Source organism: Flavihumibacter petaseus NBRC 106054 (assembly GCF_000974785.1).
GTDB classification, from domain to species: domain Bacteria; phylum Bacteroidota; class Bacteroidia; order Chitinophagales; family Chitinophagaceae; genus Flavihumibacter; species Flavihumibacter petaseus.
The window spans coordinates 743,659-768,646 of the sequence record NZ_BBWV01000002.1; the positions used below are offsets into that span (position 1 = coordinate 743,659).

A 24,988-nucleotide genomic window follows, 5' to 3' on the forward strand; every position below is an offset into this window, starting at 1 on the left:
TCGTATCCGGCGGGAAATTGGTAAATTTCATTAAACGACTGCCATGATTGACCGGACCTTCCTGCTGCGTTTTCCTGTCATCATCATCCTGCTGGTACACAGCGTACCGGGGATGTTCGATAACGGGATCAATGATTTCGGAAACCTTTACCTGAACGAGATCGGCTTTGCCCCTTTCGGCGTTACGATCGCCTGGCTGATCAAATTGTCGCATGTGGCCGCGGCACTCTGCCTGCTGTTCAACCGCTATATCAAAATCGCCGGCTTTGTTACCATTTTTGTACTGGTGATGGGGATCATTATGGTGCACTACAAGGAGGGCTGGTTTGTGGTAGGCGGCGGAAGGAATGGCGTGGAGTTTAATTTCCTGCTGATATTTGTACTGTTCTATATTATGTATCCGGATCTTTTTAGTAATACGGGGAAAGTAGACGTCAACACAAAGCACGACGCTTCTGTTTAGGGGTTTATTTGTTTATCAGTTTAAAAGTTCCTCTACTGATTGCTATAGGACTTGCCTGGTCAAAATACTTTCGCATGACGACGAATCATCCGGGTGCTACACATTGAGGTTCCAACTACTAAACATCTAAACTAATAAACTACTAAACAGTTACTTTATCTTCTTCAACCTCTTCTCATCCTTGCCGATCCGCTTCTTCACCTTCTTCATCTTCTTCTCAATATCATCCGCCTCACCCTGGCTCTTCCTCACCTTCTTTGCATCGTCTTTGGCCTGTTGGGCTGCACTATGCGCACGCTTTGACCGCTTCTTGCTGGTGGCGTCATCTTTTAGTTTTGTGGCGGCGCTGTGATAATCGCTGGCGGATTTGTCCGCCTGCTGCTGAAGCTTTTTTGTCTCGGTATTTTTGGTATCGAGCGACTGCTGCAACTCGGCCAGCTGCTTCCGGTCTGTATCCAGTTTTTCTTCCAGCTTTTTCTTCTCTTCCTGCTTTTTGAACAGGGCAACGGAATCTTTATGATGCAATTCCTGTGATTGGGCCAGGGTGGGAAGGGCGGTCATTAAATACAAGAGACAAAGTAAACAGGAGAGGTGATGCAGCTGCTTCATACTTCGGATCAGTTTGGATAAAGGTAGGGAATCCGATGAACTGCATAATCAATACCTTTAATGCATAATACTTTAGCTATGAGCCAGGATCATCCCACTTTTGGCAATGGTAAAATCTGTTACCTGGAAATCCCGTCCAGGGATGCGTTGGAGTCGGCGGACTTTTATGAAAAAGTTTTAGGCTGGCATATCCGGAAAAGAGGTGACGGCGAAATCTCTTTTGACGACAGCGTAATGGAAGTGAGCGGTACCTGGCGAACGGATCGGAAACCAGTTTCTGGTTTGGGCTTGTTGGTTCATTTTATGGTAGTTGATATCGGCGCGACGATGGCGTTGGTGGAAGTGAATGGCGGAAAGATCGTGCAGCCAGTCGACGTCGAAGCACCAGAAATTACCGCAAGGTTTACCGATCCTTCCGGCAACCTGTTCGGCCTTTACCAGCACGGCGGGTAACGGGAAAAATCAGCCCCTTTTCTTGCAGCAAACGGGGCAACAATACCGCAAGGCAAAACTGGTCTCGCTTGCAGGCTTAGATGTTCCGTGGTTGTGTGGCTGGCACTCGTTTTGAATATCATGTAGTACAGAGATTCTCCCGATTACCCAATACAATTTCTTGTTGCAGGTAAAAAGGAAATCACCAGAAACCCCCGCCCACGCGGGGGTTTCAATTTTAAGAAATGCCAGACCATCATCAACAATTCAATTATTGTTTATGGGATTTGACCAGTACCACGAACCACCTGGGGAACTGCCACAGGAAATACGGACCTTTGCAAGGATGATCAAATCACTGATCGAGGAAGCAGAAGCGATCGACTGGTATGAACAGCGCCTGGCAGTGGAAAAGGATGAGGAAGCGAAAAAGATCATGGAACACACCCAGCAGGAAGAATTCATTCATTTCGGAATGGACCTCGAATTCCTGCTGCGGCGAAAACCAGTCTGGAAACTGATCCTCCAAAACATCCTTTTTAAAAAAGGCGACATCATCGAGAATGCTGAAAAAGCCGAAGAGGCAGCGGAGGACTGATCATGAAAACGCTCATATTGATGGAGCCCTGGCCCGATACCAGGGAAAAATTGAAAGAGATCGAAAATCACCTGACAGATGAAGATCTCGACTATGAACCTGGTCATGAAGACGACCTGCTGAAGCGACTCGCCGCAATCCTGAATAAAGACATGGAGGCAGTCAAAGTGTGGATAGAGAGTGTGAGTGCGAATAAGGCGAAGGCGTCTTAAGTTGTTAGGGGGTTTGACGACCTAATTTCCGCCACTGAGTGGAGGGTGTCCTGTTTTTTGAAATAGAGCATTTTATATTATTGAATGAAATGAGCAACCAGGCTGCGTTTGATAACCGTATGCGTAATATCCGTTTATGATAGTATGCTGCTAAAAGTAAATTATTTGAATGATTTGGATGAAATGCCAAAGAGGCTATAGGAGGAAAGATATTCCAGTGCCTGGTTGTTACGCAGGCCTGGTTTGAATACGTACAAATAGCCGTCTACAACGAATATGTTTGTGAAACGCAGTCTGGTGGCTCATTTCACTCGATTTTGGAAATTGGGCGTTTTCAAAAAACAACAACCCCATGGCCGCAAGCGTCAAACCGCGAAACAGATTTCACTCCTTTCTTCCCCCAGGCAAAAAGATCACGTCTTTCAACTTTCCTTTTTGTAATAGCTCCACCTGGTCGGTGAAATGCGCGCTTCGCGGATCTTCCGCATGGCCGCCGGTGAAGGATGACCAGGCACGAAGCGGCTTACTAAAATGTACGAGTGCTACAAAGCTGTTGCCCGCTATACCGTAACCTTTTTTAGTGCCCTGCCAGGTGGTTTCAAAGGCGGGCAGGCAACCGAATAGTCCTGGCGCAAAGGGAACGGCCACGCTCGGCTGATCATCCAGGAATGGCTCTCCGCGGGGTTGCCGTTGAAAACGGTTAATGCTTCCCCATTGAATTTTCCAGGTGCCAAAATGCCGCTGCAGGAAACTGATGACTTCTTCCAGCTTCTTTAGTTGTGTTTCAGGGGGTATGGTCTGTTCCAGCAGGCGGTACAAGGCTTCCTGGTCGTAAAAAGCATTGGCCGGTTGCGGCAATAAATTGAAAAGTATGCCCGCCCATTCAATCGCGATGGTGGTGGCTACAGAATTGGTATCGGCTTCGCGGTTCCACCGGCGCAGGCTATCGATCGCTTCGGCAACGGATAAATCAAAAGTTTTGTTGCCTGCGGATGAATCTGGTTGCCTTCCTCCTGCGCCGCTTTTGTTCCTGGCATCCCAGGCCTGAAACAGCGGTGGCAACAGGCTGTCGAATGCCGATAGCCTCCTGTCAAATCCAATGTGCTGAAAAGTTTCCGGACCGCCGGTTGTTACTGCCTGGAGCAATTGCTGCAAGTGTAGTGACCGGAAGTTTTCTCCCTCGGTGGACATATAACCGGGAAATGCGGAGGAGGATAACCCTGGCCTGCCCGCAGCCGTAAAGCCACTGGAATTACAGTTCTGCAGCCAGCCTCCCGGAGGATTGAGAAAATGGATGAGCTCGTTGAGCTCATGCTGTCCCTTCCATTCCGTGGCTGCGATACTGCCATCTATCGGTGATGACCAGTCGAATTCCGGGTCGCGCCGTGCAATGCCGTTGCCATGCCAGTACGCGATATTGCCGCTATCATCTGCATAGACCGTGTTGGTACTGGTGTTGGTGCGCAGGTTCAATACCGTGGTGAAGCTTTTAAGTCCATCCGCCTTCATCCGCAACCAGCTTTGGGCAAGTGCTTTCAGTCCCTGTTCAGGCATCCGGAGACTTAACCATTTTCCATTCCGGGCGCCTACTACGGGTCCGTGGTGGGTGCGGAAGGTGCGTACAACAGTCTCTTTGATGTCTTTCTTTTCGCGGTAGCGCAATACAATTTTCTTTTCGGCAACCGGCCGGGTTTGCCTGTCGTACCGGTAAACAAATTCACTGCCTGAAGGGGTAACCGCCTCCGCGTAGAGGTCTGCCGCGTCTGCCTGTGAGCTGGTATGCATCCAGCCGCAATGCCGGTTGAACCCCTGGTAAACAAAGAATTGCCCCCAGGTAACGGCGCCATAGGCATTCAGTCCCTCACCGCTGGCTACCTGCGCTTCCGTGCGGTAGTAAAAGGAAGTATGGGGATTGATGAATAACATGGCAGCACCATCAATCGTTTTTTTCCCATTTACGGCGAAACCATTGGAGCCCGTTGGAATATTATCTGTCCAGCGCAGCGGCGATAACTGTGCAGATCCGGCCACTTCCGGCAGCGGGTACAAACTACGGATGTCGTTTACCGTTAGTCCACCGCTTGGGGCGCCGGTATAACTGCCATCCGGGAAGAGCAGCGGATACCAGGGTTCAAAATGGCTGAGTAATTGCGCCTGCACCGTATCCTGGCTGCCGAGATAGTCATTTACGGCTGCTGCAAATGCATCGAGCAATTGCTTCATTTCCGGGGGCGCCTGCTGGTAGTCCCGCTGGGCATCAGTGCTGTCATATTGCAGGCGGATCAGCAGGTCGGCATACAGCCATTCCTTTCCATACACCTCACTCTGACGACCGAGCCTTTCGATATAATGTTCTTCCAGGGAAGCAAAATCATCCTGGCATTGCGACCAGATCAGACCATACACCGCAGCAGCATCAGTTTCGCCGTACACGTGCTGAATGCCCCACTTGTCGCGGTAGATTTCGGCGCGGGACTGTCCGCCATCTGCCCGGGTTACAAGGCTGTCGCCAGCCCCGGAACCAGTACCAGTTCCGTGGTTGCCGGAGCCGCCTGAACAACCCAGGAAAACCAGTATAATGCCCGTCCAGCGTATCATATGATTAAAAATACTTGTAAGAATCGGGATTTAATCGTAGTTTCTACCACACCCACCAACTTACCGCCATGATTTTCCCCTTATCCGAAGGACCGGAGACAAGATTGTCGCCCGGACCGCAGCGAACGCCATTCCCCTTTATCATTGGAGTAAGCCTGCTTTTTTTATGGTTCACGGCAGCCTGGGAAACCGGCGGCTTTACCAGCAATCTTCAGAAATGGCTGCTGCAGTCTTCAAAGGGATGGGGTTACCGCGCGTATGGCGCTGCTGAGATCCTGCTCCGGTACAAGATGGAGGGCCTTTTGTTTTTGGTAGCAGGCGCGGGATTGTATGTGTTCCTGCATGATGCGCGGAAGAAAGATGGCAAACTGAACATAGACCTCCTGATCCGCCGGCAGATCTGGCTGATCCTGCTGGGGGTGATCAATGCTTTTGTTTTCCTGTTCAGCGGTGATATCCTTTTCCTGCTGGGAGTAGCCGGGATACTGTTTTTTTCCTTCGCAGCGCTGCAACCCAAACACCTTTTGTTGTTGTCCATTTTCTGTTGTGTTGCCTGGATGGGCAAAAACTACTGGGATTATGCCGATCACAAGGACGCGCACAACAAATACCTCGCTGCTATCGCGGTAGAGAAAAAATGGCCGAAGGATTCAACGGCCCGGGCGAAATCCGATACGCTGACCGCCGATCAGAAAAGTGAAAAGGAAGCCTGGGAAGGGATAGCGAAAGGTGTCAAATATAATAAGGATGCCGATAAGGAAAGAACCAAAGGGGTACAGAAAGTGTCCTATGCAGAGAATTCCAAAACCCTGATGCCGGCGAACCAGCAACGGCAAAGCAGTTTTATTTACTCGAAGGGCATCTGGGGGGCGGGCATGTTCCTGCTGCTGGGCATGGCCCTGTATGGCGGCGGATTTTTTCATTGGCAGCGTTCGAGAAGTACATTATTGTTGATCGCCGTGGGTACGCTTACTGCGGGTGTTTTGCTCGCCTGGTGGCGATTGCACCAGCAACAGGTAGCCATGAAAGATTACGGCAATTATATCGGGAAACATGCCCTTCCTTTCCATTTCTTTCAACCCCTTGAACAGTTGCTGATGGTTACCGGGTATGCCTGCAAACTGATGTGGGTGTTTACGGGAACCTGGTGGCGAAAACTCGTGGCTTTGCTTGCCTTACCGGGACAAATGCCCCTGACTGTCTACCTGCTGCAATGCGGTGCTACAGCGTTCTTCTTCAATGGCAGCGGTATGGGTTACTATGGCCGGCTTTCGCAACCGCAACTTTACTTCTTTGCTGCTGAAATGGGCATCCTGGTATTGGGCGCCTGTATCCTTTGGAGCAAGGTATTCCGGCGGGGCCCGGCAGAGTGGCTGCTTGATTATGCCATCACCGGCGAACGGCCACCGGCGATCCGCGAAACACAATCTTTTCAAACCCAAACTGACCTGGTATGACCACGCCTAACCACCTGCCACAACCTGTTGCCAAGGCGGAACGCATCCGTACTATCGATATGATCCGCGGCGTTGCGCTGCTGGGTATTTTACTGATGAACATCCCAGGCTTTGGCATGCATTGGTCGAATTTTATCACGATACTGAAAGGCTCAAGAATTAATGCCGACTATCAGACATTCCTGGTTGTCATTACGTTTTTTGAAGGCACCATGCGCGGCTTGTTCAGCATGTTGTTTGGCGCGGGAATGATCCTGTTTATGCGCAACAAGGAAGATGCGCCCGGCGGTGCCACCGTATCGGAATATTATTTCCGGCGGTTGCTCTGGCTGGTGGGTTTCGGACTGATCAATGCCTTCATCTTCCTGTGGAACGGTGATATCCTTTTCTTCTACGGGCTCTGTGGCATGCTGCTGTTTCCTTTCCGCAACCTTGCGCCGGCGAAACTGGTGGTTGTAGTGTTGGTGTGCCTGGGAGTGGGCATGCTGAAACAACAGGCCAGCCACAATGACCTGCAAGATAAAAGGGTCGCTTTTCTGGAAGCTAAAAAAGCAGAGAAAGCACATCGTACGCTCACGGCTGATCAGAAAGAAGCGATCAGCGCCTGGCAGGGCATCGAAAAAAATTATTTCACCTTCGATTCTGCGCAGGCAAAAAAAGACATCGCCAAAATGCATGGTTCCTATGGTAGTGTCTATCGTTTCCTGATTCCGCAGAATGCCAATATTGAAACTTTTCTCACGTATCACGGTTCCTGGGATATCCTGACCATGATGTTCCTCGGCATGGCCCTGTTCGGCTGGGGGTATTTCTCCGACAAATGCAGCTCGGGCACCTATGCGCTGGGCGTGCTGATCGGCTACGGATTCGGGTTCCTGGTCAGCTGGACGCATTTTAAGGGACTGTACCAGGATGGCCTGAACCTGGGGGCTTATGTGGATCGCTACCGCGTTACGCACCAGTTGCTGTATGACCTGAAGCGCATGTTCATCAGTACCGGGCATGCTGCCCTGGTGATCCTGGTTTTCCGCAGCAGGCTGGTACCGTGGCTGATGCATGCACTGGGCTGCGTGGGACAAATGGCGTTTACGAATTACCTGATGCAAAGCATCATCTGTTCTACTTTCTTTGACGGGTTTGGATTGGATCAGTACCACCGCCTGCGGTTCTACCAGCTGTATTATGTAGTGGGCAGCGTCTGGTTGTTCCAGCTGATCGTTTCGCCCATCTGGCTGCATTATTTCCGTTTCGGGCCTTTTGAATGGTTATGGCGCAGCCTGACCTACTGGAAACTGCAACCGATGCGACTGGCACCGAAAGTACAGGCGCCACCATATGAAGCGCCGCAACTGGCGTCCTGATCTGCATTGCCCTCGGTTTCGCAGCCTGCCCTGATTTTGTCTCATTTACCACCCGCTTTCTTCGCTAAAGCCAGGGAAATTTGGGAATGAAATGTTTTGTGGATATCTCGCTGTCACTCGATGGTTTTACTGCCGGTGATGTCATCAATGTGGAGCAGCCACTGGGTTACCGGGGGGAATTGCTGCATGAGTGGTTCTTTTCCGGGAAGACACCGGAGGCCATCAGGATGCAGGAGTATGTAGTGAACCGCACCGGCGCAGTAATAGCTGGCAACGGCACCTATGCCCCGGCGATACCCGTGGCCTGGAATAAGCAATCTCCTTTTAAAGTTCCCTGTATAGTGTTGTGCCACCAGCAGCCTGCATTTACCGTCAGTGGTTTTTTATACGAGACCGGTGGCATAAAAGCTGCACTGGAAAGGGCAGTGGACATTGCCGGTGACAAGGATGTCTGGATCATGGGCGGTGCGAATGTGATTCAACAATTCATAGCAGCGGGTTGGGTGGATGAACTGCACCTGCATGTGGTTCCAGTGTTGCTGGGTAAAGGCCGGCGGCTGCTTGAGCATATTGATCCTTCAGCGTTCGGGTTCCGGTTGGTAGAAAAGGCATTTGCATCGGAGGTAGTGCACTTGCGGTATTTTAAAGTAGTCGATCATGATGAACCGGATTAACGCTTTTGAATTTCATTTTTTGTACTAATTAATACATCAATCATGAACAGGAAAGAAATTGTCAGAAAAGCAATTGACGGATTTGTTGCTTCGGATATTGAAGCGGCATTGTCTTACATGACGGAAGATGTGAAAATGGGATGGCCGGGTTATTTTGACCTGGCACCGGGAAAATCTGCAGTCCGCGAATTTATGACTGACATGCCCGAAACGCTGAGTTTCGGGGTGGGAGAGCTGATCGAAGATGGCGATAGGATCGCGGCCACCGGAACGGTCACTTCCAAATTCAAAGATGGCAATATCAAAAACTGTTTCTTCTGCGATATCTATTTTTTTGAAGGCGACAGGATTAAAGAAGTGAAAAGTTATATGGTGTTTGAACCACCGAAAGACCAATCAGTTCCGGCATAAAGGCAATGGTAATTTGTCCGGCCCGCCCCTTGATGAAGTCCGGCTTGCCCCCCGGCTTCGTGACTTATGGGCAATAGATTTGTTGGACCAATTATCAACAGCAAATCTATTCTTAAGCAAATCTATTCTTATGGCAACAAGAGATTTTACCATCGCAATCATCGTGGACCAGGATCCTGAGGCAGTTTATCATGCGATTAACAATGTACGCGGCTGGTGGTCAGAAGAGATCACCGGTGATACGGACAGGAAGAACGGCGTATTCGATTATCATTACAAGGATCTCCATACCTGTCGCATAAAAGTCACCGAACTAGTACCGGGCAGTATTGTGGCCTGGAAGGTGCTGGACAACCAATTTAAGTTTACGCAAAGCAAGACCGAATGGATTGGCAATCCCATCGTCTTTGAGATCACTGACGTGGGTGGACAGACGCGGTTGCAGTTCACCCATGTAGGACTGGTGCCGGGCATTGAATGTTATGAGATCTGCAGGGATGCCTGGACGAACTATATCACGGAAAGTTTAAAGACCCTGATTGAAACGGGCGAGGGTGATCCGATCCGGAAGACAGGGAATGCTTTCCAGGAGGTGATCGAAGAGCGGGTGGATGGTTAAAAGCTGCAATTCCACACTTTAACAAATTTTGTACGGGCGCCGGTGCATCGGCGCCCGGTGTTTGTATGGTCAGGATGCAAACATTATCTATGAAGCAGATGGTATTTCTCATGGCGCTGGCGTTCGCCGTTTCTTCCTGCGAGCGGAGCGTTGAAAATCCCCGGCAGCCCTCACCTGAACCTCCCAAGACGCAGCCGGAGATGACTTATATCGACCTCGGCAATGTGACTGTTGGCTTCGGACAGGCGAAGGGAGTTGACCTGACGGCAGACGGCCAACCTGATTTGATCTTCGGTACGGTCCTGGTGGGAGATCCAATCCTTAAAAGAGATCGCCGGCAGTACACTGTCGTATCTGCGCAGAAGCGGAATCTCCTGAACGATGCCACAGACCAGACCCCGGCATTGCACCAGCGGGACGGCATCACCGCAGCGCATCCCGGCTACCTGTGGTGGGACCTTTCATCCATCGTACTTGCCGAGAAGATCGTCACCTATACCAATACCTTCTGGCAGGGCAACTGGAAAGATGCCGGTCACCGTTACCTCCCCATCCAGATCGACCTCCAGGGCAAAAAATATCACGGCTGGGTAGAGCTGAGCCTGCCCGGCGCTGAAGAAAAGATCATTCTCCACCGGGCTGCAGTAAGCAAAGTGCCGGACGTGGCCGTGATGGCGGGGTTATAGTTTATGAAAACTTGCCTTCGTATTTCAGAATAGCTATCTTTCTGAAATGACTGTTTAAAACATGTTTGAGATATTCTCTGATGGTGCGGAATTTCGCCTTGTCAAAGCAAAGGGATTGATGAACAGGGAGCGGATCAATGTGGTGGTCAGCACACTTTTAATTTTCCTGTTTTTCTCTGTTCTTTATTTTACCATTAAGCAAACACTGTCCGTGATAAAATTGGTTCTGTTCAATGCAGTAATATTTGTCATTTTCGGTGTTTGGAAGGCCAGAAGCCTGCGTAAGACCGTATTGTCCATTACAAGAAAAAATGAATGCTACCTGATCGACGGAAAGCAATATCCTGTATCAGGTGCTGTGATTGCACTGGATTTTATGGAATATTCCGGTGATGTACCGACCGGATCACGGGGGATTCTTTATTTTCAGATCGACCGGGACGATTACCTCTTAGCTGAAGGAGTTGGTCGGGAAGCAGCATCGCAGGTCGCAGTAGCAATGGATGCTTTTTTCCTGCAACCGGTAGAAATCCGGAGCGGTGTCGCCTGGTAATTGTTAACTTTTTGCTGGCAATGATTATGTGCATTGATATCAGCACGCTGACAAAGGACAGGAATAGAAAAATTATAGCAAATGCACGAGGAATTCCACTATAATGAGCGTGTACGAAAGCTCAAAAGGAAAGATGGCTTCGAGGCCTTTGTTTTTTCAAATCTCAACAATCCGGACGATCTCAAAAATGTACCCGTTGATGCTATCGTCGCCGTCTCCATCAAGGAGAGTTTTAATTATGACCTGATCGCTCTGTTGACGCGGTTGCAGGTCCTCACGATGTTTGATATCGTACTCGACGAATATGCCATACAACAAATGATGTGCCTCACTGGTTTGAAGCGGCTAAACCTGGTGGACTGCAAAATTAAATCACCCTTCGATCTGGGCAGATTTGCAGATCTCGAGGAAATTGATCTTAACTGGAGCAACAATGTTGATTTTTCCGGTTGTGCAAATCTCAGGGAATTGGTAATCAGAAAGGTGGGCTCATTCGACCTGCGGTTTTTACAAATGAACGCGAAACTGGAAAAGGTAGAAATACTTGGAGGGACTATCACCAGCCTTAATGGGCTTGAGTCATTGAAAGCTTTAAAGGGATTGTTACTGATGAACCTTCGGCGCCTTGAACAGCTCACTGAACTTACAGCACTCCCTTCGGCAGAGTACCTTTTTTTGATGGGACTCAAACTGAAGGTCGATATATCCCCGTTGCAGCGACTCTCTAACCTTAAGTGGCTGGTGCTGGAAAATTGTCCGGAGGTTTCATCACTTGGGTTATTACTGCATATGCCTTCCATGAAAGGAGTGCTTGTAATTAAGAAAGGCCAAAAAAGCGAGGAGGAAAAGGCAGTTACTTCGGCGCTATCCGATATTACATACCGCTACTTCAGAAAGGATAGTGTAATTAATAGGTTGGTTGATGTTTTCAGCAAGGGTGAATAACAATTAGACAAATAGTTTCGCCTGGGTAAATCGTTCTGCGAGCAGAATTCCGATAAATCCCGATGTGTATGCCAGTAAATCTAACCATTCAAATGAACTTCCTAGTATCGTGCGGGCTACTACCGATTGCCCTAATCCGAGTTTGTCGGCCCAGTTAAAATACTGCAGGCATTCAATCAAAAATGCAAATGCCAAAACAGCAACAGCTGTTTTTGCCGGCGGATAATTCAGGAAGGATTTTGTAAAACAATACATCAGCGGAACAACCAGGAAATCGCCTAAATAAGGCCGGATAAACTTGTCGTGTACATAAACCGCGATAAGCACTTCAATGCTAAACAAGATGGTGGCCAGGAGAAAATAGGATCGGTTGAATTTGAACACTGCGTTCATTTGGTTGTTCAGGAGGAAAGTTATTTAAAATCAAAAATCAACGGCAATTTTATTTCATACTCGCTAGCCCTCCCTGCTTCAAAGTAAACTTCGTTTTGTCAAAATCTGCCTGATACTGGTGACGTGTATAGGTCTTGTGTAAGATCTCGTCGGGTTTGAGATAGAAACGGCGGTTACGGTTCTTGTATTGCCGGTTCGCATTGGAACAGTTCAATGTGAATTCTGTGCCGTCATATAAAGGGAAACCAAGATGGTGATCGATGGCGATCTGGTCGGTAAATCTTTCCATCTTGCGTTTGTAACGGGCAAAACAATACCGGTACCCGATCCACGCGATGCCGCCATTGGAGGTCTGCGTATAATGCAGCACATGCCCCAGCTCGTGCCCCAGCCAGCCAATCGTTTCGTTGAAATTCAGTTCCTGCCAGCTCATGCCCAGTTTGGCGGCTCCTTGCTCGTTAATGGTGATGATATAGGTACGGTGGTCCCTTTTCCGCAACAATGACTCAGCAGTCGGTTTGGAAGACATGGTGGTTTTTGATTTGCCGAACCTGAATATGATGTGGGTGGTTTTCAGTTCCGGGTAGAAGGAGAGGGCGGTAAGGCATTCCAGTTCGACTGCAGGCGGGATCACTTTGTTCATACTGAATTCACGACGCAGGTAATCCAGCCGGCGTTCAAAAGAATCTCGTACGAGGTAACTCACGGAATGGTATTGGGCACTGCAACAGAAACCGGTTAGCAGGAAAAATGTAGTGAGGATTATACTGGCAATCCACTGGCCGGTCGGCCGGCGGGGAAAATGAAGTTGTTTCATGACTTAGGTTTAATGCGTTGAAGAATGGTGGGTAGCGGGAATGGTTACAGGGATCACTTGAACCTGGCGAGTCCCGGTTGAAGGCTGGCTTTTTTTCGGTTGATCTTTTTCGCGTTCTGCGGATGGCTGTTGTAGTCTTCCTGTACCCGGATGTCGCCCCAGCGGGTGATGGACACAGTTGCTGCAGGGATGCAGGTATCAGCTTTGGGATGATATACCGTCCACTGGCCCATAGATTCCCAGACGGGGGTGAAAACAACGTCTTTGTATCGGCGTTGCGGCATATTGCCGACCAGTCCATATTTGCGGGTAAACATGCCGGGCCGGGCCATCACCCAGCTTTTACTCCCGTATATCGGCGTCTGGCTGAACACATTGCCAAGTCCCGCCAGCAGCGAATCTCCCCGCATTGGGACTGCCTCTGAAGTATCGGTGGCGGGAAAGGTATAATCGGCCCCTGCATAACAGGCGCCCAGGCCGACCCTTGTGCGTTCATCGCAATACCGGGCTATGCGCTTCAGGTGCCGCGTGCAGTTTGTGTCGCCGATATTATGCCAGGAGAATTTGTCGCGCCCGATGGTGAACGACGCATAACGATCACCATAGTGTCCATGGGAATCGAACCAGAGACTGCCGATATTCGTCTTTCTGTGACGCATGATTTTTTCAATTTTCCGTGCGGCCGCTTCCGAGGAGCTTGCCCGGATCACCACGAATTTTCCAGGGGCATGCAGGGCATTGATATAGGCCCGCGCCAGGATATAGTCGGCGGTGAAATCCGGCTTCTTTTTCTTTTCGCGGGAAACGACAAAGATGTTCGGGCGGGACTGGGAAAGCCCATAACTACTGATCAATGCAATTTGGATGAACAGCAGCGCAGCAAGGCGGTTGAAGGGTTTCATACTTGCAGTTTAGGTGGAGGTTTTTGATGGTTGTTTCCTCAACGAAACTAGCTGGCGGTGAAGCCCCTTCCGAATCGATACCCGCGTGGTTGCTGCTGCTTTCCGGCGATTTTCCATAACGGCCTGCCACACGCGAACGGGCAGTTTCATTTTACGGCAAAGGCATTGTGGCAAGCGACTAGCCAGGGGGCGCTTTACGGATTTTCCGTAAAGGGATTGACAGGATTATGGGAAATCCGTAAATTAAGGGAGATGGACAATGCCCATTTCCAGAAGGAGCTGTTCAATCACATCCGCAACAGCCTGCCCGGCCACATCTCCCTGGTCGAGGAAATTGCCGAATTGCTGCAATTGAGTTATGATAGTGTCTACCGCCGGGTGCGGGGTGAAAAGCCGCTCGCGCTGCACGAACTCAAACTGATCTGCGAAAAATACAGGCTCTCGCTTGATCAGCTGTTGCAGCTGGAAACTGATTCCGTATTGTTTGATGCCCCGGGTATGAAGACGAGCAATGGCGATTTCCTGCACCACCTGCAGGGGATCCTGCAACAGTTTCATTATTTCAACACGTTTGATGAGCGGGAGATCTATTACCTCTGCAAGGACTCCACGATCTGGAATTTTTACCTTTTCCCCGAGATCGCCGCCTTCAAAACTTTTTTCTGGAACAAGACGATCAACAACCAGCCATCACTCGCCGGCAAGTCTTTCTCGCTGGAAGCATTTCCCTATAGTGAATGTTTTGCCCTCGGACAGGAAGTGCTGCGCGCCTTCAACAGGATTCCCTGCATTGAACTCTGGAATTTTGAAAGCATGAACAGCTCGATCAACCAGATCGCCTACTATCGTGACGCCGGCCATTTCAAAACGCGTGAAGATTTCAATAAAGTGGTGAACAGTTTCCTGCAGATGGTGGATCACCTGCAGTTACAAGCGGAAACAGGTGCCAAATTTCTTCCGGGTGACGGGCCCTCTGCCGCGAGGACGTCCATCCAGTATTATGTGAATGAACTCATTCTTGGCAACAATACTATGGTGATCAACCTCAACGGACAATCGCTGTCCATGGTGAGTTATTCTGTTTTCCATTACCTGTTTACCCGCGATCCGCGGTTTTCCGAAAAGGTGATGGAGTCGTTCAATACGTTGCTGAGCCGTTCTACGCTGATCAGTAAGACGGGGGAGAAGGATCGGAACCGGTATTTTAATTCCGTCAGGGAAAAGATCCGCGCGCTGGGCTGAGCTGTTTTTCACGATAAAGGGGCTGATCAAACTCCAAGCTTAACTTTAACAAAGTCCAAAATATTTTCCCCCTGCCTTACGGTTGCTTGAAAATTGCTTTAAAGTTGCCTAATCCTTGCTTTAAAACAGCTTTACCCCTTATAGAACCTTGCTCCTGAAGCAAGGTTAAAGCAAGGTTTAAGCGACCTTAAAACTTCTTTAAGGTAAATTTAAAGCAGTAACGTACGGGTCAAATCTGCTCAAAATTTCGGTCATATGGGTTGGCTGGTGTGATGTTTCGGAGCGGGTGCAAGGGCGGCTGCAAAGGGCCTTAAAATGCGTTCCCGGGGCATTGTCGATAGGTCTTGCAGTACTTTTACTGGTCGTTCAAACTCTTGACTGATCAGCACCAGGCCGAAAATGCTACCTGCTACCTGTTAACAATAGAGGGAATACGGGAACTGTCGGGTTAAGACCACAGGCGGGGCGATTTACCGTCACTATTTTCCTGGAAACTGCCAGAATCGGCCTTGGTTTGATTTTTTCGTGGTATCTGGAAAATGATAGCACATGAAAAAATTCATTACGTTGGCGTTAGCCTGTTTGGTAACAGGTCTCGCCATGGCTCAGGCTGACACGCTCAATTCAAAAAATCTGCCACCAGCAGTATCTTCTTCATTTTCTACTAAATATGGCGACGCTACCTTGACCAGCTGGAGGATGAACAGGAACCAGTACAGCGCAAATTTTACCCAGAACAACAAAAAACAGATGGCCGTTTATTCCGATACCGGCGAGTTGCTGTGGACAGGCGAAAAAGTAACTAATGCGGATATTCCCGCTTCTTTCAGCAGTTCCATGAAACAGGGTAACTATACCACCAACGACATCAGTGATGTTTACAGGGTATCCCGTAACGGTCAGACGCAATATTACATTACACTGAGTGGCACGCCCACCCGCCGTTACATGTATGATAACAACGGTAAACTGATCAATGAATAGAAAAATGGTGGCCCGCTATTGCGACGCGTATACATATACCAGTAACGAAGCGTACCCATGATCATCACGGATCACACCATGCCGGAGTTGCCGGGTCTGCCAGGAAGAAAACTTCGGGCAGATCCGGTGCTGCCGGCAAAGGTGTACATAAGAAACAGTCAAAAAAAGACCATCCTCCCAAACGATGGTCGCGGGAAGTAATGCTGCATAGCGACGCGCTGGACCTGGATAAAGGTGTGTTTATGAAAGAAAATCCGGTTGCCATTGCGCGATCGCTGCAGCGTTCCGCCAAAGAAGAATGATGAATATCCAGACACAGCTCGCCAGCGCGATCGTGGTTTGATATTGACGCCGGGCAGCTGGCATTTCATCCTTGTTTAGTGAGTAAGCCGAAGGCAAAATTTCATGCCCGTACAGTAGTAATACCGATAGCTGTACGGGAATTTTCCCGTTGTAACGGAATTCTCCACAAATTACTTTTGGTTCAACTTAAATCTTATTCTATGTTTCTTTTAATTGATGCAGTCACCTGCCTCAGGCAGGACGATTATACCGGTGACGATGACGTTTACCTGGTTGTCAAAAATGGCGCTCCGCACACCATTACTGTGGGCGCGATCAGTGTAAATAATACCAAACAGCTTTCTGCCCAGGTCGCACTTTCGGAAGAAGGACCTCATACTATTGAAGTGTGGGAAAGGGATGCTCTTACCTCAAACGACCTGATCGGTACGGTCGACCTGGATAACTTTACCCACAATGTTGAACAACAGGGCGTGGTGGACAATGGATCTGCCAATTACAAAATCTGGTTCACCGTGGTTGACGAATCACACTAGTACAAGCGACTTTTTTACCATAAAACCTACCTCTCTATGTCAGTTTTTAAAAGTGAACAGCTGATGCAGGCGACGCTTGCCAAGCTGAATGAGATTCTTACAGGCGGTGATGAATATGCACCCGCCAGCAAAAACAATTTTGTATCCTGGATCACACCCGGCATTCCGTTTGGCAACGGCGATTTTGATTACCTGGAGAAAGGATTCAACGCGGCTGATGCAACTGAATTGCGCAAGCTCATCATGCAGGCAGCAGACTTTTCCATGTTTGCTGATCTTGTTCCTGATCCATCGGCCGTATACCAGGCGGACCAGTCGCAAACAATTGACCGCAACAGCCAGGAGCGCCTGAGCAAGATCTATGGCAACATCCTGAAGTTTGCCAAGGTGACCAATCTAGATCCTTCCGAGGAGGAAAAGAAGAAGCTCGACAAATTCAAAAGTCTGCTGTATACGGTTAAGAAAGAAAAGAATCTGGTGACCGACGAAGAAACGGAGAGGACGACCGACAGCCCGATCTCACTCGCCTATGCTGAAAAAGAGCAGGCCTATTCCGATGCAGTGTTGCTGTATAACAACAAACGCATCAGCGCTGCGGCGGGTGACAACAAGGAAGCAGTGCTTGATTTCAGTGTTAACCAGCCTGTCTACAGGAATAAGGTCAAGAGTGCCATGAACGCGTGGACCGGTGCAGGTTACAAGAATGAAGTGGAGGCTATGCATGCCTATATTGCGCAGGTGACAGGCCGCAGCATGGCCTCCTGGTTTTCAGAACTTCGTGATGCCTATGACAGGGCAAGGTTCACAGAGTCGATGATCGATTTCGACTTTTATCCTGTAAGACTTTTCCCCGCCAATTTCCACAAACAGGAATGGATGAAATACAGTTTCAGTGACAAGGAGGTGACCACGCATTCATCAAAATCCACCACAGCCTGGAATGCCGGGGGCGGCGTCAATTTCGGTCTGTGGTCCGCAGGCGCTGACGCCAGCGGGTCCACGGAACGTACCAATGATACCATGGAGACCAATGCGTTCGAAATGAATTTTGAACTGACACAGGTCAAGATCATGCGGCCCTGGTTTGGAACGGAACTATTTTCCTGCCGTGGTTGGAAGCTGGATCCGGGTACATGGACTTTCGGTAATCCTGTTTTGTCAGATGGCGGTAACCCACCCAAAGGAAGTTTTATCGCATATTCCACGCATGCTGTTTTTGCCCGTAACCTTAACCTGAAATTTGATAAATCCGCCTGGCAGTCCAGCACTTTTAAGAGCAAATTTGATGCATCGGCTAATGTAGGATGGGGGCCATTCCGGGTGAAGGGTGGTTATTCCAAGGGCAAAGAAACAAGTGATTTTCATTCCAAGGACACCGGCGAAGGAATCAGTTGTAACGGGATGCAGTTGTTGTGTTTCATCAACCGCCTTGTCGGTGTTTGCCCGGATACAGATCCTAACGCTAAATTCGATTAGCCATGAACGCAGCCATTGCCATCGCCCTGCTGACCAAGCTGAAGCTCATCTTTGAAACAGATGCAGACGGGGTAAAGCAGGATCAGAAATTTTTGTCTTTCCAGAATGGCCAGTTCATGGTCTCCAAAGAGGCGTTTTATTTTGTGGATCCCGAAAAATATGGCATCGATCCGACAGAGGCGACTGTCAGGAAGCATGCTTTTGCTGCCATGTTCAATTTCATTGCTGAACCCAATGACCTGATCACGGTAAAGCCGGATCTACTGCAGGACGTTTACAGCAGGGTGCTTAAGCTGGCCATTCCCGCCAACAGCCATCGGACGGCAGCTGAGGAAGCCAGTTACCAGGACGCGCTTGCATTCCTGAACAAGGAAGAGGCCGTAGATGGCATACAGGTCACACCGCTGGCCCGCTATGAACAGTATGAACAATTGTACAAGGCTGCGGTGAGTGACTATAAGACCAGGCAATTGCAAGCGACGCTTGCAGAGGGCGTAGGTGCGGAGCCGGTCAAAACCCAGTGGCTGGCTGATGAACCGGCCCTGAAAAGTATGATCGCTAAAGCGATGCTGGCATGGGAATCCAAAGGGAATAAGGCCGCGGTGGAAAAGTGGCTGGGGTTGTTTAACCAGCTTACGGGAGCTGCGCCGGTCACTACTTTGAATGATCTTAAAACAGACTATGAGTTGTTTGCAAAAATGCATGGCGCCGACGAACTGGCCGGTGAATTCACCTATCTGCCAACTTTGTTCAATCCCATAAATTTTTTCGAGGACCAGGTTCCCTGGCAGATGCTGACACTCGATAAAATGGAGGTGGCCTCCTTGTATGAAAAAGCGCCTGCCAACCTGAAGGAGGTTTTCCAGGTGAGTGACGGCGAACCGGAAATACAACATATCGGGTTTGAATATGCGGTCGTAACAATTGTCAGGGAATGGTTTCCGCTCAAGGAGTTTTTTCAGCAAAGATTCTGGAAACTTCCTGATGGTGAAACGGTCATATCGGACGGCAATGGAAATGGCCTGGTGCCGGCATATCCCGACAAAATGATCTTTGTACGCAATGTTGCTATTCAGTATGCAAAGCCGGTTCAACCATCTGCAGCAACGGGCAACCTCACGGCACAGTTGTTTGTAAAGCTCAATCCGCAGGTGAGCTTCCAGGCAAAAACAAAATCTGATCAGTTGCTCGGTCGAAGGATGAAGATGGCAACACTGCGGGCCGGCGCTGCAGCACCGGCAGAAAGCGCCGCACCGGTTATGCCGGTGGCTGATTCCGCGGGACGTGTACTGAGCATGCACCTCGCCGGTGACAAACCTGCTGTTGCGCGGAAGTTTTCGGCCAGCCTTTTCAAGGCGGGCGGTTTCCGCAAATTCACGGATGTGGTAGTTAAACCGCCGCCACCACCCACACCGCCGCCTGTTCCGGGGAATACAGAGTTAAAATACCCGGCTATGGAACTACTTGCCTTTATCTGTAAAAAAATGCCGCTTTGTCCCGATCCGGATACCGCGCTGGACTGGACCTGAAGCAATCAAAATGTAAACATCATGAAACAAAATGATTTCATTGCTGTACGATTTCCAAACGACAGTAAACAATATTTCGCATCGGTCACTGAAGTAAAGAACGACGGCCTGTTTGACTGCCGGTTTGTGCATACCGGGAGTCACTACACCTTTCAGCAGTTTTCCGGCTGGCTGGAAGTCAAAGCAACCAATGGAAATTTCCCGCCAGGCACGCGCACCAATGACGTGATTCTGTATGAACCCAAACAACGTAACCTGGATAATGGCAGCCACCTGGTGGTGACGTTCGAAGATGGTTATCCCTATCTTGGGGTGGTGGATGCTGTTCAGCCGGAGATGAAGATCAGATTTTTGCATTCCGGCAATGTCTATTCGGTTGACAGCGGCGGAGTAGCGCATGCAGCAGGCAAATTGTACGATGGCAAAAGGGTGCTGGAGAAGAAACCTTACTCCGATGGCGTAAGTCTCTTCAGTACGGCAACTGACAAGATCATCGTGCTGGAGATCAATGGCAGGAGCGGACCGGTTAGAGGTGAATTCGAGGCAAAAATCAATGCTGACACGGGTGATTCCCTCGCACCCAACCTGTATGAGAATGGCTATCTCCGGGCCGAGGAAGGCAAGGCGCAGGACAAGTTCGGTGTGAATGGCAGCGACCAGGTAACGATGACGATATTTGTCGCCTTTCATCCTTCAGTGCTGCCCTATACCATTAACCCGCGCGAGAGTACCGTAATAGACCGCACCACGAGTATTTACGGCAAGAAAAGTTTCACCTATAAAAAGGAAATAAACTCGCTACATTTTGATATTGAAGTGTTGTATGACTCCACCACGCTCAGTAACACGACCAGATCTGAGGCAATAAAGACAGTAATGTCAGAACACCGGAAAGGCAGTTCCGGCACGAAGGGATACGAATTCGGAACAGAGATTTCAGGCGACATTTTCTTTGTCGAAGCGAGTGGAACTGTTTCCCACACCCGGGAGACGACCACCACAGACGAAACGGCCACGGGAGAAAGCACGGCGGACGCAACGGGCACTGAGAGTTCCAGCAGCTGGACCGTTTATTACCCCGTCGGACTGGATATTAAGGAGAAGTTTTGACACTGGTGTTGTGCTGCCGGGAAACTACAGTACTACAAACAAGATGCAGTAAGCCCCTGCAATAGTATATTGCAGTAACCTGAAATTCCTGTTATGAGATTTCCCGGAAAGCTTTGCATATTAGTACTATACTTTCTTGGCAGCACATTTTCCTCCCGCGCACAGGTAAAAACTTCCCGCCCCAACATAGTGCTCATCAACATGGATGACATGGGCTATGGTGACCCGACCTGTTACGGCGGCGGTCCCTACCAGACACCACAGATCGATGCGCTGGCTGCGAGTGGTGTACGCTTTACAGAATTCTATGCCGCCCAGGCCGTCTGCTCGGCTTCGCGGAGTGCCCTGCTGACGGGCTGTTATCCCACCCGGATCGGGATCAGCGGCGCGCTTGACCACAATGCTAAATTTGCCCTCAATCCCAATGAAACCACGTTGCCCGAAATGCTGAAAAGCGTCGGTTATGCCACAGGGATGGTCGGCAAGTGGCACCTCGGTCACAAACAGCCCTACCTGCCCCTGCAGAATGGATTTGATGAGTTTTTCGGACTACCGTATTCCAATGATATGTGGGCCTACGACTATAACGGCGAACGCTGGAAAGACACCAGTTTCTGGCGAGCGAAGTATCCGCCGTTGCCCCTGATCGACGGCAATGAAACCGTGAAGATCATTGACGGCTTCGATGACCAGGACGGTCTTACTTCGGCCTATACGCAGCGGGCGGTATCGTTCATTCAAAGCAACCATAAAAAGCCCTTTTTCCTCTATTTCGCCCATTCCATGGTGCATGTTCCCCTGGGCGCTTCAGCGAAGTTCAAGGGGAAAAGCGGAGCCGGTTTGTTCGGTGATGTAATGGAAGAGGTGGACTGGTCCGTCGGCGAAGTGATCAAAGTCCTGAAGGCAAATAAGGTCTATGATAACACCATCGTGATCTTTACCAGCGACAACGGGCCATGGCTCACGTTCGGCAATCATGCCGGCAATACCGGCGGATTGCGGGAAGGGAAGGGAACAGCCTGGGACGGCGGACTGAAAGTGCCATGCATCATCAGCTGGCCGGGTCATACAAAGGCCGGGACCGTAAGCAACCGGCTGCTGACCAATATGGATCTCCTGCCCACGCTGGCAGACATCTGCAAGGCACAGTTGCCGCAACAAAAGATCGATGGCGTAGATTTTAAAGCCGTGCTGCTCGGCGACCAGCGTGCTGTGCCCCGGGACGAATTCGCTTACTATTACGACCGCAATAACCTGAAAGCCATCCGGAAAGAAAACTGGAAGTTGGTTTTTCCTGCCACCTCCCAGACCTACGGCCCGCCTGCCACCATCGGCGGCGACCGCTACCCGGGCAAATATGCGCAGGCAGATATTCCAATGGCACTCTATGATCTCAGTACAGACCCTGGCGAAGACCGTGATGTGCAGGCACAATACCCGGAGATTGTCAAACAGCTTTCGGAAATCGCCAACCGCTACCGCAAAGCCCTCGGCGATGGACTCACCAATAGCGTGGGCACCGAAATACGACCAGCCGCTCAACTTCAATAACACTATTCGCCGCTATGAGTAACCGAAAATGGATTGTCGCTGCCGCCATGGCATTGCTGCTGAATGTTCCTGCCCGTGACTGCTTCGCGCAACAACCGGTAAAGGGCGCGGAAGATCGCCAATACTGGTCGGAACTGCTTTTCCGGATCGCATGGCCCATTGCAAAAAGCATCAGCAACGGCACGCTGCACCAGGATCTGCCGCTCGAAACAGCGCCGGGTTACTACCTGAACCTTAAAGCGGTTACCTATGGTGAAGCTGTTGGCAGAACCCTGGCAGGAATTGCGCCGTGGCTCGCTCTCCCTGATGATGCATCAAAGGAATCTGCATTAAGACAACAACTTCGCGAAGCGCTGTTGAAAGGATTGCCCAACCTGGTGAATCCGCAGCATCCGGATCACCTGAATTTTGAAACGGAAATGCAGCCGCTGGTGGATGCCGCCTTCCTCGCGCAGGCATTTCTCCGTGCACCGGCTGCCCTGTGGGAACCACTTGATTCCCTCACCAAAAAACGGTATGTCGCAGCATTCCAGTCCCTCCGCAACCGGAACGCTTATTACAGCAACTGGCTGCTGTTCGCGGGGATCACCGAAGCCTTCCTGCTGAATACCGGTGAAAACTTTGACCCGGCCCGGATTGATATAGCCATCAGGAAAATGAAGGAGTGGTATGTGGGTGACGGACTCTATTCGGATGGCGAAAAATTCGCCATGGACTATTACAATTCCTTCGTGATCCAGCCCATGCTGGTTGATATATTGAAAGTGTTGTCAGAAAAGAAGATTCTCACCACTACTGCCGATTATGACCTCGCCCGTAAACGGATGGTGCGTTATGCCGTGCTGCAGGAAAAGATGATCTCACCCGAGGGTACCTATCCCATTACCGGCCGCTCGATTACTTACCGTACCGGTGCGTTCCAGGCACTGGCGCAAACGGCCCTTGAACATCAGTTGCCGGAAATTACAACTCCCGCACAGGTACGTTGCGCCCTGACCGCCGTGATGAAAAAATTGTTTGAAGCACCCGGTACTTTCTCTTCTGCCGGGTGGTTACAGATCGGACTTGCCGGTCATCAGCCGGAACTGGGTGATCCCTATATCAGCACCGGATCACTATACCTGGCAACGGTCGGATTCCTGCCCCTGGGTCTGCCTGCCAGTGATCCCTTCTGGACGACCCCGGCTGCTGCATGGTCTTCCCAAAAAGCCTTCAGCGGACAAGCGATAGAGAAGGATCACAAAATCGATTATTGAGCAGCTGTTACGATAATATGAATTGCCGCCTGATGAATTGTCGTTTATTCCTTGTCGTGAGATCGCTGATGGTACTGGCGGGTACCATATCCGCCAGGCAGCTTCCGGCGCAGGACAATCTTGACCTGGGAAAAATGATCCGAGCGGTGGATAGCAGCAATATTTTTCAATCGCCGGATTACTATCAATGGTGTTCCAGTGTGATAGAAGGGGAGGACGGAATGTTCCATATGTTCTATTCGCGATGGCCCCACGGCAGACGAACCGCCGCAGACGATACCCTCAATTATATTTTTGACGGGTTCTCCGGCTGGAACAAATATTCCGAGATCGCTTACGCTATTGCAGACAAACCAGGCGGACCCTATCATTATGTGAAAACGATTCTGAAAGGAACTGGTGATCCCACCCGATGGGATCGCTTCACCTATCACAACCCACTGATCCGGAAATTCAATGGCGAATATTACCTCTATTTCATCGCCAATGCATTTGACAGTGCATTCACTGTAAAAAAATCTGTAACTCCACAATCGCTGCAATGGCTTCGATACAATTGTACCCAGAAGATAGGTGTGGTGAGGGCAAAAACCCTGGATGGATTGATCAGCGGGCAGTTTGATCATACTCCCGCATATATCATGGCGCCCGATAACCAGCGCACTTACGAAGTGGCCACCAATCCGGCTGTCACACAAGGCCCTGACGGAAAATATTACCTGCTGTACAAATCGCGGATGCCGGAAGTGGGACATATGACGTTCTGGATGGCGGTTGCTGACCGGCCCGATGGCCCCTTTACAACGGTCAGCAATGTTCTGGCAGGAGCGGATCTGGCCTGCGAGGACCCAACCCTTTGGTATGATGCCGGGCGAAAAAGATTTTATGCTGTCGCGAAGTATTATTCGAATGCGGGAAAGCTTGCTCCGCAATTTGGAGCGCTCGTGCTGATCACCTCCATCAACGGGCGCGACTGGCAGCCGGCACATCATTCGCTGGTAAGCCTCCGTCAACTTCGTTGTAAAAACGGTCAAATGATCCCCCTGGCCCGACTGGAAAGGCCTTTCATTTACCTGGACGAGGCCGGCTGGCCAAAAGCCTTGTTCGCAGCAGCGGCCGTTGATGATCCCGGCAAAGGCGATCCGGAGAAAGTAAGACCCGGGAATAATACCTTCATTGTCCAGATTCCCCTTCAGTAAGCCTGAACATTTCACTGCCATTTCCACTTTTGTTTTTGCCCCATCTACAGTATTGATTTCCGTTGTTGAGTG

The 24,988-nt window shown here is 50.0% G+C and carries 27 protein-coding genes; 22 read left to right on the top strand and 5 right to left on the bottom strand.

Features of this window, described 5'->3' with window-relative positions; translation table 11 throughout:
• Positions 1-43: 43 nt before the first annotated feature.
• Positions 44-463 (top strand): DoxX family protein, encoded by a 420-nt coding sequence (locus tag FPE01S_RS13045; protein ID WP_046369392.1) that lies wholly within the window; start codon positions 44-46, stop codon positions 461-463.
• Between the two features lie 150 nt (positions 464-613).
• Here the strand turns inward: FPE01S_RS13045 and FPE01S_RS13050 are convergent, their stop codons facing one another.
• A complete protein-coding gene (locus FPE01S_RS13050) occupies positions 614-1,072 on the bottom strand; it encodes a hypothetical protein (protein WP_157474017.1) in 459 nt (152 codons plus the stop codon).
• A gap of 60 nt (positions 1,073-1,132) precedes the next feature.
• Between FPE01S_RS13050 and FPE01S_RS13055 the strand changes: the two genes are divergently transcribed.
• From FPE01S_RS13055 to FPE01S_RS13065, 3 genes are all read left to right on the top strand, one after another.
• Positions 1,133-1,525, top strand: coding sequence for a VOC family protein (locus FPE01S_RS13055; RefSeq protein ID WP_245623998.1), 393 nt, complete (start codon positions 1,133-1,135; stop codon positions 1,523-1,525).
• A gap of 259 nt (positions 1,526-1,784) precedes the next feature.
• Positions 1,785-2,102, top strand: a complete 318-nt coding sequence (locus FPE01S_RS13060; protein WP_046369395.1) for a ferritin family protein — start codon at positions 1,785-1,787, stop codon at positions 2,100-2,102.
• Between the two features lie 2 nt (positions 2,103-2,104).
• Positions 2,105-2,314 (top strand): hypothetical protein, encoded by a 210-nt coding sequence (locus FPE01S_RS13065; protein ID WP_046369396.1) that lies wholly within the window; start codon positions 2,105-2,107, stop codon positions 2,312-2,314.
• A 384-nt stretch (positions 2,315-2,698) separates the two neighbouring features.
• Here FPE01S_RS13065 and FPE01S_RS13070 read toward each other — a convergent pair whose 3' ends face one another.
• Positions 2,699-4,912 (bottom strand): penicillin acylase family protein, encoded by a 2,214-nt coding sequence (locus FPE01S_RS13070; protein ID WP_052955759.1) that lies wholly within the window; start codon positions 4,910-4,912, stop codon positions 2,699-2,701.
• Positions 4,913-4,980: 68 nt separating this feature from the next.
• On the opposite strand from FPE01S_RS13070, the gene FPE01S_RS13075 reads away from it, so the two are divergent.
• The 8 genes from FPE01S_RS13075 (at position 4,981) to FPE01S_RS13110 (ending at position 11,618) form a co-directional block, all read left to right on the top strand.
• Complete coding sequence (locus tag FPE01S_RS13075) at positions 4,981-6,369, top strand: DUF418 domain-containing protein (RefSeq protein WP_046369397.1); 1,389 nt, start codon at positions 4,981-4,983, stop codon at positions 6,367-6,369.
• Entirely contained in the window at positions 6,366-7,730 is a 1,365-nt protein-coding gene (locus FPE01S_RS13080) for a DUF418 domain-containing protein (protein ID WP_046369398.1), read from the top strand. The genes FPE01S_RS13075 and FPE01S_RS13080 overlap by 4 nt, the downstream gene beginning before the upstream one ends.
• 86 nt (positions 7,731-7,816) lie before the next feature.
• On the top strand, positions 7,817-8,404 hold the full coding sequence (locus FPE01S_RS13085; RefSeq protein ID WP_052955760.1) for a dihydrofolate reductase family protein: 588 nt from the start codon (positions 7,817-7,819) through the stop codon (positions 8,402-8,404).
• A gap of 42 nt (positions 8,405-8,446) precedes the next feature.
• Entirely contained in the window at positions 8,447-8,815 is a 369-nt protein-coding gene (locus tag FPE01S_RS13090; protein WP_046369399.1) for a nuclear transport factor 2 family protein, read from the top strand.
• A gap of 130 nt (positions 8,816-8,945) precedes the next feature.
• Entirely contained in the window at positions 8,946-9,434 is a 489-nt protein-coding gene (locus FPE01S_RS13095) for an SRPBCC family protein (protein ID WP_046369400.1), read from the top strand.
• An 89-nt stretch (positions 9,435-9,523) separates the two neighbouring features.
• Positions 9,524-10,120, top strand: a complete 597-nt coding sequence (locus tag FPE01S_RS13100; protein WP_046369401.1) for a hypothetical protein — start codon at positions 9,524-9,526, stop codon at positions 10,118-10,120.
• A gap of 61 nt (positions 10,121-10,181) precedes the next feature.
• Positions 10,182-10,673: a hypothetical protein gene (locus tag FPE01S_RS13105; protein WP_046369402.1), complete on the top strand. Its 492-nt coding sequence runs from the start codon at positions 10,182-10,184 to the stop codon at positions 10,671-10,673.
• Positions 10,674-10,754: 81 nt separating this feature from the next.
• Positions 10,755-11,618 carry a leucine-rich repeat domain-containing protein gene (locus tag FPE01S_RS13110; protein WP_046369403.1) on the top strand — a complete coding sequence of 288 codons (864 nt, stop codon included), beginning with the start codon at positions 10,755-10,757 and terminating at the stop codon, positions 11,616-11,618.
• A 3-nt stretch (positions 11,619-11,621) separates the two neighbouring features.
• Here the strand turns inward: FPE01S_RS13110 and FPE01S_RS13115 are convergent, their stop codons facing one another.
• From FPE01S_RS13115 to FPE01S_RS13125, 3 genes are read right to left on the bottom strand one after another with little or no spacing between them, the layout of a single operon-like run.
• The gene (locus tag FPE01S_RS13115; protein WP_245623999.1) at positions 11,622-12,002 is read right to left on the bottom strand and encodes a ribosomal maturation YjgA family protein; all 381 of its coding nucleotides are present in this window, start codon (positions 12,000-12,002) and stop codon (positions 11,622-11,624) included.
• Positions 12,003-12,060: 58 nt separating this feature from the next.
• On the bottom strand, positions 12,061-12,828 hold the full coding sequence (locus FPE01S_RS13120; protein WP_052955761.1) for a hypothetical protein: 768 nt from the start codon (positions 12,826-12,828) through the stop codon (positions 12,061-12,063).
• 53 nt (positions 12,829-12,881) lie between these two features.
• Entirely contained in the window at positions 12,882-13,730 is an 849-nt protein-coding gene (locus tag FPE01S_RS13125; RefSeq protein WP_046369405.1) for a hypothetical protein, read from the bottom strand.
• Positions 13,731-13,982: 252 nt separating this feature from the next.
• Between FPE01S_RS13125 and FPE01S_RS13130 the strand changes: the two genes are divergently transcribed.
• From FPE01S_RS13130 to FPE01S_RS13170, 10 genes are all read left to right on the top strand, one after another.
• The gene (locus FPE01S_RS13130; RefSeq protein WP_046369406.1) at positions 13,983-14,972 is read left to right on the top strand and encodes a helix-turn-helix domain-containing protein; all 990 of its coding nucleotides are present in this window, start codon (positions 13,983-13,985) and stop codon (positions 14,970-14,972) included.
• A gap of 549 nt (positions 14,973-15,521) precedes the next feature.
• Entirely contained in the window at positions 15,522-15,956 is a 435-nt protein-coding gene (locus FPE01S_RS13135) for a PepSY-like domain-containing protein (protein ID WP_046369407.1), read from the top strand.
• A 35-nt stretch (positions 15,957-15,991) separates the two neighbouring features.
• A complete protein-coding gene (locus FPE01S_RS26450) occupies positions 15,992-16,258 on the top strand; it encodes a DUF3175 domain-containing protein (protein ID WP_369403731.1) in 267 nt (88 codons plus the stop codon).
• Between the two features lie 201 nt (positions 16,259-16,459).
• Complete coding sequence (locus FPE01S_RS13140; protein ID WP_046369408.1) at positions 16,460-16,795, top strand: hypothetical protein; 336 nt, start codon at positions 16,460-16,462, stop codon at positions 16,793-16,795.
• A gap of 36 nt (positions 16,796-16,831) precedes the next feature.
• Positions 16,832-18,271 (top strand): hypothetical protein, encoded by a 1,440-nt coding sequence (locus tag FPE01S_RS13145; RefSeq protein WP_052955762.1) that lies wholly within the window; start codon positions 16,832-16,834, stop codon positions 18,269-18,271.
• A 2-nt stretch (positions 18,272-18,273) separates the two neighbouring features.
• Positions 18,274-19,800, top strand: coding sequence for a hypothetical protein (locus tag FPE01S_RS13150; RefSeq protein WP_046369409.1), 1,527 nt, complete (start codon positions 18,274-18,276; stop codon positions 19,798-19,800).
• A gap of 21 nt (positions 19,801-19,821) precedes the next feature.
• A complete protein-coding gene (locus FPE01S_RS13155; RefSeq protein ID WP_046369410.1) occupies positions 19,822-20,910 on the top strand; it encodes a hypothetical protein in 1,089 nt (362 codons plus the stop codon).
• Positions 20,911-21,003: 93 nt separating this feature from the next.
• Complete coding sequence (locus FPE01S_RS13160) at positions 21,004-22,461, top strand: sulfatase family protein (protein ID WP_046369411.1); 1,458 nt, start codon at positions 21,004-21,006, stop codon at positions 22,459-22,461.
• A gap of 14 nt (positions 22,462-22,475) precedes the next feature.
• A complete protein-coding gene (locus FPE01S_RS13165; protein ID WP_046369412.1) occupies positions 22,476-23,717 on the top strand; it encodes a DUF2264 domain-containing protein in 1,242 nt (413 codons plus the stop codon).
• A 32-nt stretch (positions 23,718-23,749) separates the two neighbouring features.
• The gene (locus tag FPE01S_RS13170; RefSeq protein WP_157474018.1) at positions 23,750-24,916 is read left to right on the top strand and encodes a glycoside hydrolase family protein; all 1,167 of its coding nucleotides are present in this window, start codon (positions 23,750-23,752) and stop codon (positions 24,914-24,916) included.
• The last annotated feature ends 72 nt before the right edge of the window (positions 24,917-24,988 follow it).

Coding starts and splice junctions, on each gene's coding strand:
- FPE01S_RS13045 (WP_046369392.1), top strand. CDS start 44: ATGATTGACCGGACCTTCCTGCTGCGTTTTCCTGTCATCATCATCCTG.
- FPE01S_RS13055 (WP_245623998.1), top strand. CDS start 1,133: ATGCATAATACTTTAGCTATGAGCCAGGATCATCCCACTTTTGGCAAT.
- FPE01S_RS13120 (WP_052955761.1), bottom strand. CDS start 12,828: ATGAAACAACTTCATTTTCCCCGCCGGCCGACCGGCCAGTGGATTGCC.
- FPE01S_RS13070 (WP_052955759.1), bottom strand. CDS start 4,912: ATGATACGCTGGACGGGCATTATACTGGTTTTCCTGGGTTGTTCAGGC.
- FPE01S_RS13145 (WP_052955762.1), top strand. CDS start 16,832: ATGTCAGTTTTTAAAAGTGAACAGCTGATGCAGGCGACGCTTGCCAAG.
- FPE01S_RS13090 (WP_046369399.1), top strand. CDS start 8,447: ATGAACAGGAAAGAAATTGTCAGAAAAGCAATTGACGGATTTGTTGCT.
- FPE01S_RS13170 (WP_157474018.1), top strand. CDS start 23,750: ATGAATTGTCGTTTATTCCTTGTCGTGAGATCGCTGATGGTACTGGCG.
- FPE01S_RS13110 (WP_046369403.1), top strand. CDS start 10,755: ATGCACGAGGAATTCCACTATAATGAGCGTGTACGAAAGCTCAAAAGG.
- FPE01S_RS13065 (WP_046369396.1), top strand. CDS start 2,105: ATGAAAACGCTCATATTGATGGAGCCCTGGCCCGATACCAGGGAAAAA.
- FPE01S_RS13125 (WP_046369405.1), bottom strand. CDS start 13,730: ATGAAACCCTTCAACCGCCTTGCTGCGCTGCTGTTCATCCAAATTGCA.
- FPE01S_RS13100 (WP_046369401.1), top strand. CDS start 9,524: ATGAAGCAGATGGTATTTCTCATGGCGCTGGCGTTCGCCGTTTCTTCC.
- FPE01S_RS13075 (WP_046369397.1), top strand. CDS start 4,981: ATGATTTTCCCCTTATCCGAAGGACCGGAGACAAGATTGTCGCCCGGA.
- FPE01S_RS13085 (WP_052955760.1), top strand. CDS start 7,817: ATGAAATGTTTTGTGGATATCTCGCTGTCACTCGATGGTTTTACTGCC.
- FPE01S_RS13095 (WP_046369400.1), top strand. CDS start 8,946: ATGGCAACAAGAGATTTTACCATCGCAATCATCGTGGACCAGGATCCT.
- FPE01S_RS13165 (WP_046369412.1), top strand. CDS start 22,476: ATGAGTAACCGAAAATGGATTGTCGCTGCCGCCATGGCATTGCTGCTG.
- FPE01S_RS13135 (WP_046369407.1), top strand. CDS start 15,522: ATGAAAAAATTCATTACGTTGGCGTTAGCCTGTTTGGTAACAGGTCTC.
- FPE01S_RS13105 (WP_046369402.1), top strand. CDS start 10,182: ATGTTTGAGATATTCTCTGATGGTGCGGAATTTCGCCTTGTCAAAGCA.
- FPE01S_RS13050 (WP_157474017.1), bottom strand. CDS start 1,072: ATGAAGCAGCTGCATCACCTCTCCTGTTTACTTTGTCTCTTGTATTTA.
- FPE01S_RS13150 (WP_046369409.1), top strand. CDS start 18,274: ATGAACGCAGCCATTGCCATCGCCCTGCTGACCAAGCTGAAGCTCATC.
- FPE01S_RS13060 (WP_046369395.1), top strand. CDS start 1,785: ATGGGATTTGACCAGTACCACGAACCACCTGGGGAACTGCCACAGGAA.
- FPE01S_RS13130 (WP_046369406.1), top strand. CDS start 13,983: ATGGACAATGCCCATTTCCAGAAGGAGCTGTTCAATCACATCCGCAAC.
- FPE01S_RS13155 (WP_046369410.1), top strand. CDS start 19,822: ATGAAACAAAATGATTTCATTGCTGTACGATTTCCAAACGACAGTAAA.
- FPE01S_RS13080 (WP_046369398.1), top strand. CDS start 6,366: ATGACCACGCCTAACCACCTGCCACAACCTGTTGCCAAGGCGGAACGC.
- FPE01S_RS13140 (WP_046369408.1), top strand. CDS start 16,460: ATGTTTCTTTTAATTGATGCAGTCACCTGCCTCAGGCAGGACGATTAT.
- FPE01S_RS13160 (WP_046369411.1), top strand. CDS start 21,004: ATGAGATTTCCCGGAAAGCTTTGCATATTAGTACTATACTTTCTTGGC.